Origin of the sequence: Thermomonas carbonis, from assembly GCF_014396975.1 — a bacterium.
Lineage (GTDB): Bacteria > Pseudomonadota > Gammaproteobacteria > Xanthomonadales > Xanthomonadaceae > Thermomonas > Thermomonas carbonis.
This window is the reverse complement of record NZ_CP060719.1, coordinates 3,390,077-3,403,357: the sequence shown is the minus strand read 5'-3', so window position 1 is coordinate 3,403,357 and position 13,281 is coordinate 3,390,077. Positions and strand designations below refer to the sequence as shown.

The window sequence follows — 13,281 nt, the reverse complement described above, 5'->3', positions numbered from 1 at the left end:
ACCACGCAAGCGCAGTCACGGCTGCTTTGGATCAGCAGGGCTTGTCGGCGGTCAGGCCGCAGGTCCAACCGTTCCACCAGTTGTCGCTGGTGTCCTTCACTGCACCGATATAGGTGGTCTCGTCGAAGAAGCTGCTGAGCGTCTTCAGCTGGCCGTAGGCCTGCACCGCTGATTCGTTGGCACCGTTGACGAAGGTATTCACCAGGGTCGAAGTGCCGTTCACCGTGTTGCGGGTGCCGGCGATGAACAGCATGTTGGCCACGCCGTCGGCGTCGTCGTCGAACGCTCGCGGGCAAGAGAAGAACACCGAGTGGAACTTGCCCGTGGTGCCGGCGTCATCCACGTCCAGGCAGCCCTTGTCGAAGCCGGTGACCACGGTGTTGTAGAACTCGCTGTTGGTGCCGGAGTTCATCACGATCCCGGCGCCGCCGCCGGTGCGTCCGATGTAGGTGGCGTTGGCGATCTTCGGGTTGGACACCGGAGTCCGGACGACACCGCCCGCGTTGCTCATTTCGTTGCCGCGATCGCCGCCGCCGGCGCGCTGCTTGACGATCACGTACTGCACGCGGCCATTCCAGCCATTGTCGGTATCGAGGCTGTCGTCGTCATTGCCGGTCAGGACCAGGTGCTTGGCATTGACCGTGCCGCCGAACCACTCGATGCCATCATCCGAGCTGTTGTGGACCTGCACGTAGTCCATCGTGGTGCCGCTGCCTACGCCTGCAACGGTGATTCCGTTGAGCTCGTTGTTCGGCAGGATCTGGAAGCCCGAGTGCTGGATGCGGAAGTACTTCAGCACGCCGCTGTTGTCCGCCGCCTGGTTGCCACCGAAGAACGCATTGGTGCCTTCCACCTGCGCTTCGCAGTTGGCAGTGCCGGGCGTGGTGGTGCCAGGGCAGTTGTTGATCGGAGCGCGGCCGAGGATCACCAAGCCACCCCACTGACCGATCGAGTCGACGTTGGTAGTGCCTTCGATGCTCGCCTTGCTGGTCATCACGATCGGGAGCGATGCGGTGCCTTCGGCAAAGATCTGCGAGCCGCGGTTGACCACGATGTAGTCGAGGCCCGCGGCACCGAACACCTTCACGCCTGGCTCCATGGTCAGGATGCCTTTCTGCTTGCCGGCGACCGGGGCATTGGCGTCACCGCCCTGGTCGTCGCCGACATCGACGCGGCCGCTGACCGAATACACGGTGCCGGCGCGATTCGGCAGCACCAGGGTGCCTACGACCTTCTGAGGCAACTGGCAGTTGCGCAGGGTGTTGTTGGCCACGATGCCGACGTTGTTGAAGCCTGCCGGGCAATCCGCGGCGGGGCCGGCGGCCGGCGGCGGGGTTACCGGCGGCGGCGGTGGCGGAGCTACCGGGGTGGCGGCGGGAAGGCACCGATACCGGGCGACGCGACGCGATCGGCTCCGCCGCCGCAAGCGCTCAATGCAAGCATGGCGCCGATGGTGGCCAACAGGGCCTTGCTGTTCTTGCTGGACATGACTCGAATCTCCGGGCATTGGGAAGGCCGGAGTGCAACTGGGTGGTGTCCGCTCTTGCATGCAGCGCACCCACGCAGACTTGCACCCCGTCGCGTGAATCTGGCGCCAGAGTAGGAATGTTGTATTGCGGTTTCTTTTCAGTTCTGGAGTTGAACGTGTCGCGTTGACACATGCCTGTCACGATTGGCGTTGCGAACTTGGTTGTCATGCACTTCTGGGAAAGTAGACACATGCAGAACGAATCCGAACATCGGAGACTGTCCGTCGAGTTCGTGGAATGGGCGTTGCTGCAGGCGCAGGCCGGGGCGAATCCCGAGGTGATGCTTGGCCCGCTGATCGAACAAGGTTGGGAGGAGGGCGCCGCCGCGGATGCACTGGATGATGCGATGCGTGACTACCTGCAGCGGCATGCGCAGGATCATGGCTTGCCAACCTCGTTGCCGGTGCCGTCCCCGGTGCGCAACAACGACACCGGCGAAATTGTCCTGCCCGATCGCAATGTGCGGGTTCTGTGCAACATGTTGCTGCCGCGGGTGGTGGTGTTCGGCAGCTTGTTGTCCGATGAGGAATGCGCAGCGTTCATCGAACTTGCTCGTCCGCGCTTGCGGCGATCGGACACACTGAACCTGGACACTGGTGCCGACGAGCCCAACGACGGTCGTACCAGCGAGGGCGTCTACCTGCAGCGCGGGCAGGATGCGTTGTGCCAGCGCGTGGAAGGTCGCATCGCGGCTCTGCTGGACTGGCCGGTAGAGAATGGCGAAGGCCTGCAAATACTGCGCTATGGGCCTGGGGCGGAATACAAGCCGCACCACGACTACTTCGATCCCGCGCGCCCCGGCAGCGCGAAGACCCTCGCGCGTGGAGGGCAGCGCGTCGCAAGCCTGGTCATGTACCTCAATACGCCCGAGCGCGGCGGTGCCACGGTGTTTCCCGATGTGCATTTCGAGGTCTCCGCCATCCGCGGCAATGCCGTGTTCTTCAGCTACGACCGCCCCCATCCGATGACGAAAACCCTGCATGGGGGCGCGCCGGTGCACGCGGGCGAGAAGTGGATCCTGACCAAGTGGTTGCGCAGCGGCGAGCACCACTGACCGAAAGCGCCGTTGCGGAACACGCGGATATGACAAGCCGATGTCACCGGCGACCGTTCGTCTAACAAAACCGACCATCCGTCATGCTTTTCGTGCCTTGTAATCTGGCTGTCACCTACAGCGATTCCGTCTGCGTTGTCATCGCGGCGTCATCAACATGTGTTGAGCCGGAGACAAGCGATGAGCACGAAGCAATGGGCGCGTTGGATCCTGGGCATGTCGGCGCTGGCCACGCTGGCGGCCGCGGCGGGGCAGCCCCAGCAGGCGAAGGTCTATACCTTCCAGGTCGAACTCGACGAACGTGGTGCGCTGTTATCGGCGACCCCGCTGCGCGATGCCGCCGACGCCACGACCACTCAGTTGCAGCAAGCGTTGCGCGACTGGGTGTTCCGGCCCGCGCAACGCGACGGCACCCCGATACGCACGACTACCTGGGTACGGGTCACCGCGATCCCGGGCGAAGGCACCGACAGTGCGCAGGTGTTGTCGGCAACCGCAGGCCCGGCACCGGACAGCTTGCGCAAGCCTGCGTTTCCAGTTGCCGCGCAAGTGCGTGGCCAGCAGGGCGTGATCGTCCTTCAAATCGACATGGACGCGCAGGGGCGGGTGCGTGCGGTCGACGTGCACGACACGGTCGGCGGCGTCAATCTGGCCATGGCCAATGCCGCAATGGCCGCCGCGCGGGACTGGACCTTCCGCCCCGAACGAGTCAATGGCGAGCCGCAGGCGGGTCGCTTGCTGATGCCGGTGTGTTTCGTGTCTTCCTCGAACAAGCAGGCTTGCGCATGGACCGGACCCGACGCGCAGGCGTTCGGACGCGACACGGTGCTGGCACTGGATCCGGCCGTTCGACTTGAGCGCGTGGCGTACGCCGGGCGTTGAAGGACGGCCTTGGTGTTTGCGTAAAGCCCCGCCCCGTGCGGGGCTTTCCTTTTCAGGGCAGCAGCACCGGCCCTGCCAATGCGGTTTTCTCCGGCCAGCGGCAGAGGTCATGGAGGACGCAGTGCGCGCAGTCCGGCGTGCGTGCCTTGCAGGTATAGCGCCCGTGCAGGATCAGCCAGTGATGGGCATCGCGCTTGAAGGCGTCGGGGACCAGCCGGACCAGCTTGTCCTCGACCGTGCGCACGTCCTTGCCCGGCGCAAGCCCGGTGCGGTTGGAGACGCGGAAGATGTGCGTATCGACGGCAATGGTCGGTTCGCCGAACGCGGTATTGAGCACCACGTTCGCGGTCTTGCGACCCACGCCGGGCAGCGCCTCCAGCGCTTCGCGCGTGCGCGGGACTTCGCCGTCGTGGCGTTCCAGCAACAGCCGGCAAAGCGCGATCAGGTTCGCGGCCTTGGCGTTGAACAGGCCGATGGTGCTGATGTAGCCCTTCAGCGTTTCCTCGCCGAGCGACAGGATCGCTGCCGGCGTATTCGCCACCGGATACAGCTTGCGCGTGGCCTTGTTCACGCCGACGTCGGTGGCCTGCGCGGACAGCACCACCGCGACCAGCAACTCGAACGGCGTGGTGTAGTCGAGTTCGGTGGTCGGCGCGGGATCCAGCGCCTGCAGGCGCTCGAACAGTTCGGTGATTTCACCGGGGCGCAGTTTGCTGCCGCGCGCCGCGCGTTGCCTGGTCGTCATCGCGATGTCCGTTCGCGCGCTTTCGCCAGTGCGCGCGCCAAGGCATCCGCGGCTGCGCTGGGCAGGGCAGGCGCGGCACTGGCGATGGTCGCTGCCGGCGCGCGTGCCGCTTGGCGTTCGGCCTTGCGTCGTTGCAGGCGGGCATCGCGTGCGCGATGACGTTCGCGTGCGGCCAGCGCGACAAGGCGGGCGTCGCGTGCTTCGATCAATCGCGCATTGCAACCGCCGTCGCAGCCGGGGCAGGGCTGCGCATCCAGCAAGCCGAGTTGCAGCGCGGCGTCGAGGTCGTCAGCGATCAAAGCGGCCAGCACGGCATGTACCGGGTCCGGGTGCGTGCAGGGGCATGATGCGCAGTGGGTCGAAACGGACATGTCGCTCCTGCTCGTCATCCCGGCGAACGCCGGGATCCAGCTTGCTTTCACGGATCCTCGAAGAGGCGTGATCCCGGTGTTCGCCGGGATCACGGCAACGCTTATTTCCCCGCGAACACCGGCTTGCGCTTGCCCAGGAACGCCGACGTGCCTTCGCGCATGTCCTCGGTCGAGAACACCAGGCCGAATTGCGCGGCCTCGTACTCCAAGCCTTCCTCGATCCCGCATTCGCCGCCCACGTTCACGCAATCCAGCATCCCGCGCAGGGCCAGCGGTGCCGATGCTGCAAGTTGCGCCGCCAGCTTCATCGTTTCGGGTTCGAGATCCGCCGCCGGCACCACCCGGTTGACGATGCCCAACTGCAGTGCACGCTCGGCACCGATCGGCGCTCCAGTCAGGCACAGCTCCAGCGTGGCTGCGCGTCCGCACAGGCGCAGCAGGCGCTGGGTGCCACCGAAGCCGGGAATCAGGCCCAGATTGATCTCTGGCTGTCCGACCTTGGCGCTGTCCGCGGCGATGCGCAGGTGGCAGCACATCGCCAGCTCCAGCCCGCCGCCCAGGGCGAAGCCGTTGACCATCGCGATCACCGGCTTGGGCAGGCGTTCGACCCGCCGCATCATCCTGGTGCCGCGCAGGGAGAAGTCGCGACCCTGCACCGGGGTAAGGGTATTCATCTCGGCGATGTCGGCACCGGCCACGAAGGCTTTCGGACCGCTGCCGGTCAGCACGACGACGCGTACGGCGGCGTCGCTGGCGGCGTCGGCGAAGGCGGCATCGAGTGCGTCCAGGGTGGCCGCATTGAGCGCGTTGAGCTTGTCGGGGCGATGGATGGCGATCGTGCGGATGCCGCCGGCATCTTGGATCAGCAGGGGGGAATCGGACATGCGGTCCCTCGAAACATGAATGGGAAAGGGCGGGCCGGAACTTCCGCCACGCAAGGGTGTCGGATTGGCTGGCCTCAGTGGCGGTTAAGTGCCATGGCCGGTATCCTAGCGTGTCATGCCGGGGCAGTTCGACCGGCGCCAGACAATCCTTCCGGCCGTGTGCCGGAGCCCGGTACCGCCCTTCGGCGGCACCATACAAACGACGAGGTTGTGGATGAAGTTGCATGTGCTTGCTGCCAGCCTGGCGGCCCTGACCCTGACCGCCGGCATCGCCACCGCTCAGACCAAGCCGGCCACTCCGGCCACCCCTGCGGCCAAGCCCGCCGCCGCCCCGGTGGTCGACAAGACCCACGCCAGCTATGCCTTCGGCTGGTCGCTGGGCCAGGACCTGCAGAACTCCGGTGAGCCGGTCGACATCGCCACCGTGATCCGCGGCCTGCAGGATGCCTATGGCAAGAAAACCCCGGCCTACACCGAACAGCAGTTGGGTGCGGCTTATTCCGGCTTCCAGCAGCGCGTGCAGCAGAAGATGGAAGCGCAGTTCCGCAAGGCGCTGGACGACAACAAGGCGCAGTCCGCCAACTTCGTCACCCAGTACAAGACGCAGGAAGGCGTGGTCACGCTGCCGAGCGGCATCATGTACCGCATCGCCAAGCCGGGCACCGGTGCCAAGGCGACCGCCAACAGCCAGGTGCAGATCGGCTTCCGCAGCTTCCTCGCCGCAGTCGGCGTGCCGCTCAGCGGCGTGCAGACACCGGCTGCGTTCAAGGTCTCCGATGCCCCGATCCCGGCGCTGAAGGAAACCCTGCCGTTGATGCAGCAGGGCGCGGTGTGGGAAGTGGTTGTGCCGCCGGGCAAGGGCACTGGCGACCAGAACCAGCAGTTCGCGCAGCAGGCGATCGCCATCCAGGTCGAGCTGGGCAGCGTCAAGTAATCGACCGCACCAGGCTCTCCCCGATGCGCCGGTCCTGCCGGCGCATCGCGTTTCAGAGGGATTGACAGCGCCAGCGCCTTGCCAGGACCCGGATCCCATGACGTTCCAGTACCGTGCCGTCCTCAGTCCCTGCATCGGCGTTTGCTTGATCGATGACGAAGGTCTGTGCACCGGATGTCATCGCACGGGCAACGAGATCGCGGCATGGCCGATGATGAACGACGACGCGCGCCTGCGGATGATGGACGAGGTGCTTCCGCGGCGCGCCCTGACGCGCGAAGCGACATGAACGCCGAGGCGCTCGCGGCGCGGCTGCGTGGTGCCCTGCATCCGCTTGCGTCGCCCCCCGTCGGCGATCCTTGGAATCTGTTCGAGCTCGATGGCTTGTTGTCGCCGGGCGAACCGCAGGGGGCCGCGGTACTGGTTGGCGTGATCCCGCGCGATGAAGGGGCCAGCGTCCTGCTGACGCGTCGCAACGAGGCGCTCCGGCAGCATGGCGGTCAGGTCAGTTTTCCAGGTGGACGGATGGAGCCTGGCGATGCAACGCCGCTCGATGCCGCCCTGCGCGAGGCCGCCGAGGAAGTGGGCCTGCATGCCGCGCAGGCAGAGCCGCTGGGTTACCTGGATCCATTGCTGACCATCACCGGCTTCCGCGTGCAACCTGCCTTGGTGCTGGTCGCGCCGGACTTCGTGCCGAAACCCGATCCATCGGAAGTGGCCGAGGTTTTCGAAGTGCCACTGGACTGGCTGCTGGATCCTGATCAGCTGGAACGGATCACCCTGCATTTCGGCGGACGGGCGCGCCACGTGTTCCAATACCGCTACCAACCGCAACGGATCTGGGGTGTGACCGCCTCGATCCTGTTCAACCTCCGCGAGCGCCTGGCGCCCGCGCCCCCGGGAGAACCTGATGGCCGGATGGACGACCCTGGTACAAGCCGAAACCCTGGCGGTGGCGCTTGGCCGCCCCGACCTGGTGGTGCTGGACTGCCGCTTCTCGCTGCTCGACCCCAACGTGGGTGAACAGGCCTACCTGCGCTCGCACCTGCCCGGGGCCGCTTACGCACATCTGGAACGTGACCTGTCGGACATGGGGCCGCACGGCGAAGGCCGCCATCCGTGGCCGCAGGCCGAAGTCCTCGTCGCCAAACTGCGCAGCTGGGGCATCGACGCGCATTCGCAGGTCATCGCCTACGACGATGGCGACGGTGCCTATGCGGCCCGGCTGTGGTTCCTGCTGCGGCTGCTGGGTCATGAAAAGGTGGCGGTACTCGATGGCGGCTGGGCGCGGTGGACTGCGATGGGCCTGCCGGTTGCGAGTTCGCCGTTCCAGCGGCCACCCAGTCGTTACGAAGCCGCGGATTTCGACCGCAGCCGATTGCTGGATGCCGACCAGGTCGAGTCGCATCTCTTCGAGAGCGGCCTGCTGGTCGATGCCCGCGCACCGGCGCGCTTCCGCGGCGAGGAAGAACCGATCGACCGGGTCGCGGGCCACGTGCCGGGCGCGATCAACCGTCCTTTCGCCAGCAACCTGACGGATGGCCGCTTCAAGTCGCCGATGCAGCTGGCCGACGAATTCCGCGCGCTGCTGGGCGGCCGCGATCCGGCCGCGACTGTGCTGATGTGCGGCTCGGGCGTGACCGCCTGCCACAATATCCTGGCGATGGAACGTGCCGGGTTGAAGGGCGCGAAACTGTTCACCGGGTCGTGGAGCGGCTGGATCCAGGACCCGTCGCGTCCGGTGGCGACCGGGCCTTGAGCCGAAGGAGGCGTGCTGACGCCTCCGCCCTCGTTATTTCCCGATGCGCGCCAGCATCGCCCGCAGCGCGGCCTGGGTGTCCGGTTCCATCCAGCCGGCCACGAACTTCGACAACTCGATGCGTTCGGCGCGCAAACAATCGATCACCGCGGCGCGGGCGATCGCGCGGGTTCGCAGCATCGGTACGCGCGGCAATTGCAGCAGGGCTTCCAGCCAGACCCGGGCGCGGGTGGCGACGTCGTCGATGCCGGTGAGTTCGTCCACCAGGCCGATGCGCAGGGCCTCGCTGGAATCCACCATCTCGCCGGCTACCAGCAATCGTTCCGCACGATGCGGCCCGACCATCCGCGCCAGCAGCGACTGGATCCCTTCCGGTGCGACCAGTCCAACCTGGGTTTCGTTGAGGCCGATGCGATACGGTCCTTCGGCCATGATCCGGTAGTCGCAGCACAGGGCCAGCACGCAGCCCCGGCGGGCGAGTGCCCGGCCAATGCGGCGACCACCGGCACCGGGCATGCGACCAGTGCGCGTGCCGCGCCGAAGAACACCGTCCATGAGCGCAGCAGCGCGTCCTGGTCGTCGCCGAGCGAGAGCAGGTAAGGCACGTCCAGCCCGGCAGAGAACACCTTGGGTCCACCCGCAAGGACGACGCCCTGCGCACCCGCCTCGACCGCATCGGCAAGCGCTTGCGTCAAGGCCTCGCACAGTTCCGGATTCAGCGCATTGACCGGAGCGCGCGCGAGGCGGAGTTCATGGATGTCGCCATGGATGCTGGTTTCGATCAGTGGCATGCGGGCTCCCGGGCAAGGCGATGGGCGTGTGCCGGTATCATAGGCGCATGACCAAGCACGCATGGCTGCTCGCCGCCCTCCTGCTGCCGTTTTCCGCCGTCGCGCGCGACTGCACGCCACAGGTGAAGGACGGTTGGATCCGCCTGCTGCCCGGCGGCATGCCGATGCAAGCCGGCTTCGGTCGCATCGACAACAATTGTGCGATGCCGGCGACCATCGTGTCCGCCAGCAGCCCGGCTTATGCCAGCGTGGAACTGCACGAGTCGAAGCGGGTCGATGGGGTCAACCGCATGCGTGAAGTGCCGGAATTGCGCATCGCCCCGGACCGTGCGGCGGTGCTGCAGCCCGGAGGGCTGCACCTGATGTTGATGAAGCCCAGTGCGCCCTTGAAACCGGGCAGCCGCGTCGTGGTCGAGTTCACGCTGAAGGATGGCCGCAAGCTGCTCGGCGAGTTCCAGGTGCGCAAGCCGGCGACGTGAGTCCGCGGCGTCACGCCTGCAGCAGCGACTCCGACGCCCTTCGCACCGCATCTGGCAACGCCACTGGCCGACCGCCGCTGCGCGAGATCCACACCGCCACCACGTGGCCATCGGCGTGCAGGGTTCCGTCATCGGCCAGGATGCGGTGGCCGATGGTCACGCTGGTGTTGCCCAATCGTTCGGTGAACAGCTCGACGGCAATGCTCGCCGGGTATTCGATCGGACGCTTGAAGTTGATCGTGGCGGTGGCCACCACCGGTGCGACCTCGTCTGTCATCCACGGCGCTTCCAGGGTTTCGAACCACTCGATGCGCGCCTGCTCCAGGAAGGTCAGGTAGCGAGCATTGTTGACGTGGTTGAACGCATCCAGGTCGCTCCAGCGCAGCGCGATCGGGATGCGGTACACCTGGCCTTTGCTGCTCCCGTTCATGCCGAGGCCTTCTTTTTCTTGCGTGGAGTCGGCACCGGTGCTGCTGCCTTTTCCAGCAGGGGCGCAAGGAAGCGGCCGGTGTGCGATGCGGGATTCGCGGCCACCGTCTCGGGCGTGCCGATGGCGAGGATCTGGCCACCTCGATGGCCACCCTCCGGGCCGAGATCCACCACCCAGTCCGCGGTCTTGATCACGTCGAGGTTGTGCTCGATGACGACCACGGTGTTGCCGTCGTCGCGCAGGCGATGCAGCACGGCGAGCAGGTGCTCGATGTCGTGGAAATGCAGGCCGGTGGTGGGCTCGTCGAGGATGTAGAGGGTGCGGCCGGTGTCGCGCCGGCTGAGTTCCTTCGACAGTTTCACCCGTTGTGCTTCGCCGCCGGACAGCGTGGTCGCGCTCTGGCCCAGCTTGATGTAGCTCAGGCCCACGTCCATCAGCGTTTCCAGCTTGCGGGCGATGCTCGGCACCGGAGCGAACAGCTCCAGCGCGTCCTCGACGGTCATCTCCAGCACGTCGCGGATGCTGTGGCCCTTGTAGTGGATCTCCAGGGTCTCGCGGTTGTAGCGCTTGCCCTGGCAGACATCGCAGGGCACGTACACGTCCGGCAGGAAGTGCATCTCGACCTTGATCAGACCGTCACCCTGGCAGGCTTCGCAGCGGCCGCCGCGCACGTTGAAGCTGAAGCGGCCCGGCGAGTATCCGCGGGCGCGCGATTCCGGGACCTGCGCGAACAATTCGCGCAGCGGCGTGAACAGGCCGGTATAGGTCGCCGGGTTGGAGCGCGGCGTGCGCCCGATCGGCGACTGGTCGATGTCGACCACCTTGTCGAACAGGTCCAGCCCAGTGATCTCGCGATACGGCGAAGGCGTATGCGACGCGCCATTGATCTCGTTGGCCGCCAGCGCATACAGGGTGTCGTTGATCAGGGTGGACTTGCCGGAACCCGAGACGCCGGTGATCGCGGTGAACAGGCCCGAGGGAATCTCGAGGTCGACGTTCTTCAGGTTGTTGCCGTGCGCGCCCTTCAGCTTGAGCAGCAGTTTGCGATTGGGCACGTGGCGCTTCGCCGGCACCTCGATCCGCTTCTTGCCGGACAGGTACTGGCCGGTGATCGAGCGTGGTGCCTTGAGGATGTCGGCCAGCTTGCCCTGCGCCACCACCTCGCCACCATGCACGCCGGCACCGGGGCCGATGTCGACCACATGATCGGCCAAGCGGATCGCATCCTCGTCGTGCTCAACCACGATCACCGTGTTGCCGAGGTCGCGCAGCCGGGTGAGGGTGCCGAGCAGCCGCTCGTTGTCGCGCTGGTGCAGGCCGATGCTGGGTTCGTCCAGCACGTACATCACCCCGACCAGTCCGGCACCGATCTGCGAGGCCAGGCGAATGCGCTGGGCCTCGCCGCCGGAAAGGCTGTCGGCCTTGCGCTCGAGCGTGAGGTAGTCGAGGCCCACATCGACCAGGAAGCTCAGCCGCTCGCCGATTTCCTTGACGATCTTGGTGGCGATCTCGCCGCGCCAGCCGGCCAGCTTCAGGCCGTGGAAGAACGCAAGGCAGGTGTCGATCGGCATCACCGCGATCTCATGCAGCGGCCGGTCGGCCACGAACACATTGCGCGCGGAGCGGTTCAGTCGTGCGCCACCGCACTCGGGGCAGGGCCGCTCGCTGATGTACTTCGACAGTTCCTCGCGCACCGCCGCCGATTCGGTTTCGCGGTAGCGCCGCTCGAGGTTCGGGATGATGCCCTCGAAGGCATGCTTGCGCTGGTACTTGTTGCCGTTCTCGCCGACGTAAACAAGGTTGATCGCTTCCTTGCCGCTGCCATGCAGGACGATCGCGCGGATCTCTTCCGGCAGCAGTTGCCACGGCAGGTCGACGTCGAATTTGTAGTGCTTCGCCAGCGAGGTGATCATCGAGAAGTAGTACGCGTTGCGGCGGTCCCAGCCGCGCATCGCGCCCGCCGCCAGCGACAGTTCCGGATGGCCGACCACGCGCGATGGGTCGAAGAACTGGGCGACGCCCAGACCATCGCATCCGGGGCACGCACCCATCGGCGCATTGAACGAGAACAGCCGCGGCTCCAGTTCCGGCAGCGCGTAATCGCAGACCGGGCAGGAATACTTCGACGAGAACAGCAAGGGCGCGCGATCGCTTTCGTCCATCGACTGCACGACGGCCATGCCATCGCCGAGCTTCAGCGCGGTCTCGAACGATTCGGCCAGGCGCTGGCGAATGTCCGCGCGCGACTTGAAGCGATCGATCACCGCTTCGATGGTGTGCTTCTGGCGCGGTGCCAGCGTCGGCACCGCGTCGATCTCGTGCACGTGGCCATTCACGCGGACCCGCGTGTAACCCTGTGCCCGCATCTGTTCGAACACTTGTTGGTGCTCGCCCTTGCGCTCGCGGATGACCGGCGCCAGCAACATCCAGCGCTGCGCGGCCAGCGACTCGTCCTGCTCCATCGCCAGCACCTGGTCGACCATTTGGCTGACCGTCTGCGCTTCCAGCGGGAAGTGGTGGTCCGGGCAGCGCGGCGTGCCCACGCGGGCGTACAGCAGGCGCAGGTAGTCGTGGATCTCGGTGATCGTGCCGACCGTCGAACGCGGGTTGTGGCTGGTGGATTTCTGTTCGATCGAGATCGCCGGGCTCAGCCCTTCGATGTGGTCGATGTCGGGCTTGTCCATCACGCTCAGGAACTGGCGCGCATACGCCGACAACGATTCGACATAGCGACGCTGGCCCTCGGCGTAGATCGTGTCGAACGCCAGCGACGATTTGCCGGAGCCGGACAGACCGGTGATCACGATCAGCTTGTCGCGAGGCAGGTCGAGGTCGATGTTCTTGAGGTTGTGCGTCCGTGCGCCGCGTAGGCGGATGGTGTCCAGCGCCATGGATGGGGGATCCTGGGGAAGGGGAGCGGGCGAGGTGCGGATGCCGTGCAACGGGCAATCAGGCAGGGTACCGAGCCGGTGATTTGGGGGCAAATGGCGGGATTGCCAGTGTGGTTCTGGTGGGTCTCCTGGACTGCGACGCAGGCACCGCGCGCCGAGGGGCATGGGCCCGCCGCCTTGTCCAGTCGTCCAGGACTGACGCGGCGGGCGTGGGCACGCCGCTTCGCGGCTCCTCCGGCCCGGCGCAGCGCGCCGGGCGTTCGACCAGGCTGCGCGGCAGTGCCGCGCGAGCAGCCCGGCCTCACCCATGGGCCACTCTGGCCTATGCCCCTCTGCACACGCCGCCACCGACCCATGTCGCCAGTGTGGGAAGGCGCTCTACGTTTTTCTCGCAGGCGTCACCAAGGTGCCCGCTCGGAATGCGATCCCGTAGCGCTGGTTGACCCTAACCCGCTGAATCCCCTACAATTCCGCTCCTGTCCGGCCTCGATGTCGTGCAGGGACAAGAATAACTACAGAAACCAGAGTCATA

At 66.2% G+C, this 13,281-nt stretch carries 9 protein-coding genes and 4 pseudogenes; 6 read left to right on the top strand and 7 right to left on the bottom strand.

Annotated elements, in window-relative coordinates; genetic code table 11:
• Positions 1 to 31 precede the first annotated feature (31 nt).
• Positions 32 to 1,488: pseudogene (locus tag H9L16_RS15730) on the bottom strand (hypothetical protein).
• A 231-nt stretch (positions 1,489 to 1,719) separates the two neighbouring features.
• On the opposite strand from H9L16_RS15730, the gene H9L16_RS15725 reads away from it, so the two are divergent.
• Both H9L16_RS15725 and H9L16_RS15720 read left to right on the top strand, forming a co-directional pair.
• Positions 1,720 to 2,583 (top strand): 2OG-Fe(II) oxygenase, encoded by an 864-nt coding sequence (locus H9L16_RS15725; protein ID WP_187552562.1) that lies wholly within the window; start codon positions 1,720 to 1,722, stop codon positions 2,581 to 2,583.
• 180 nt (positions 2,584 to 2,763) lie between these two features.
• Complete coding sequence (locus H9L16_RS15720) at positions 2,764 to 3,465, top strand: TonB family protein (protein WP_187552561.1); 702 nt, start codon at positions 2,764 to 2,766, stop codon at positions 3,463 to 3,465.
• Positions 3,466 to 3,517: 52 nt separating this feature from the next.
• On the opposite strand, the gene nth is transcribed toward H9L16_RS15720, so the two are convergent.
• From nth to H9L16_RS15705, 3 genes are all read right to left on the bottom strand, one after another.
• Positions 3,518 to 4,210 carry an endonuclease III gene (gene nth / locus H9L16_RS15715; RefSeq protein WP_187552560.1) on the bottom strand — a complete coding sequence of 231 codons (693 nt, stop codon included), beginning with the start codon at positions 4,208 to 4,210 and terminating at the stop codon, positions 3,518 to 3,520.
• Complete coding sequence (locus H9L16_RS15710; RefSeq protein WP_187552559.1) at positions 4,207 to 4,521, bottom strand: hypothetical protein; 315 nt, start codon at positions 4,519 to 4,521, stop codon at positions 4,207 to 4,209. Before H9L16_RS15710 ends, nth begins: the two co-directional genes overlap by 4 nt.
• Before the next feature lie 161 nt (positions 4,522 to 4,682).
• Positions 4,683 to 5,465, bottom strand: coding sequence for an enoyl-CoA hydratase/isomerase family protein (locus H9L16_RS15705; RefSeq protein ID WP_187552558.1), 783 nt, complete (start codon positions 5,463 to 5,465; stop codon positions 4,683 to 4,685).
• Between the two features lie 214 nt (positions 5,466 to 5,679).
• Between H9L16_RS15705 and H9L16_RS15700 the strand changes: the two genes are divergently transcribed.
• From H9L16_RS15700 to H9L16_RS15690, 3 genes and pseudogenes are all read left to right on the top strand, one after another.
• Positions 5,680 to 6,399, top strand: a complete 720-nt coding sequence (locus H9L16_RS15700; protein ID WP_187552557.1) for an FKBP-type peptidyl-prolyl cis-trans isomerase N-terminal domain-containing protein — start codon at positions 5,680 to 5,682, stop codon at positions 6,397 to 6,399.
• A gap of 97 nt (positions 6,400 to 6,496) precedes the next feature.
• A pseudogene (locus tag H9L16_RS15695) lies at positions 6,497 to 7,284 on the top strand (CoA pyrophosphatase); the annotation flags it as partial.
• A gap of 25 nt (positions 7,285 to 7,309) precedes the next feature.
• Positions 7,310 to 8,158 (top strand): sulfurtransferase, encoded by an 849-nt coding sequence (locus H9L16_RS15690; RefSeq protein WP_187552556.1) that lies wholly within the window; start codon positions 7,310 to 7,312, stop codon positions 8,156 to 8,158.
• Between the two features lie 33 nt (positions 8,159 to 8,191).
• Here the strand turns inward: H9L16_RS15690 and H9L16_RS15685 are convergent.
• Positions 8,192 to 8,949 (bottom strand): annotated as a pseudogene (locus H9L16_RS15685) (enoyl-CoA hydratase/isomerase family protein).
• A 47-nt stretch (positions 8,950 to 8,996) separates the two neighbouring features.
• On the opposite strand from H9L16_RS15685, the gene H9L16_RS15680 reads away from it, so the two are divergent.
• Positions 8,997 to 9,428 (top strand): copper chaperone PCu(A)C, encoded by a 432-nt coding sequence (locus tag H9L16_RS15680; protein WP_187552555.1) that lies wholly within the window; start codon positions 8,997 to 8,999, stop codon positions 9,426 to 9,428.
• Positions 9,429 to 9,438: 10 nt separating this feature from the next.
• Here H9L16_RS15680 and H9L16_RS15675 read toward each other — a convergent pair whose 3' ends face one another.
• Both H9L16_RS15675 and uvrA read right to left on the bottom strand, forming a co-directional pair.
• Complete coding sequence (locus H9L16_RS15675) at positions 9,439 to 9,858, bottom strand: acyl-CoA thioesterase (RefSeq protein ID WP_187552554.1); 420 nt, start codon at positions 9,856 to 9,858, stop codon at positions 9,439 to 9,441.
• A gap of 23 nt (positions 9,859 to 9,881) precedes the next feature.
• Positions 9,882 to 12,749: pseudogene (uvrA, locus tag H9L16_RS15670) on the bottom strand (excinuclease ABC subunit UvrA); the annotation flags it as partial.
• Between the last annotated feature and the right edge of the window lie 532 nt (positions 12,750 to 13,281).

What these genes read in the sequence shown, in the direction of transcription:
- H9L16_RS15725 (WP_187552562.1), top strand. Translation starts at nt 1,720, where the DNA reads ATGCAGAACGAATCCGAACATCGGAGACTGTCCGTCGAGTTCGTGGAA.
- H9L16_RS15720 (WP_187552561.1), top strand. Translation starts at nt 2,764, where the DNA reads ATGAGCACGAAGCAATGGGCGCGTTGGATCCTGGGCATGTCGGCGCTG.
- nth (WP_187552560.1), bottom strand. Translation starts at nt 4,210, where the DNA reads ATGACGACCAGGCAACGCGCGGCGCGCGGCAGCAAACTGCGCCCCGGT.
- H9L16_RS15705 (WP_187552558.1), bottom strand. Translation starts at nt 5,465, where the DNA reads ATGTCCGATTCCCCCCTGCTGATCCAAGATGCCGGCGGCATCCGCACG.
- H9L16_RS15700 (WP_187552557.1), top strand. Translation starts at nt 5,680, where the DNA reads ATGAAGTTGCATGTGCTTGCTGCCAGCCTGGCGGCCCTGACCCTGACC.
- H9L16_RS15690 (WP_187552556.1), top strand. Translation starts at nt 7,310, where the DNA reads ATGGCCGGATGGACGACCCTGGTACAAGCCGAAACCCTGGCGGTGGCG.
- H9L16_RS15680 (WP_187552555.1), top strand. Translation starts at nt 8,997, where the DNA reads ATGACCAAGCACGCATGGCTGCTCGCCGCCCTCCTGCTGCCGTTTTCC.
- H9L16_RS15675 (WP_187552554.1), bottom strand. Translation starts at nt 9,858, where the DNA reads ATGAACGGGAGCAGCAAAGGCCAGGTGTACCGCATCCCGATCGCGCTG.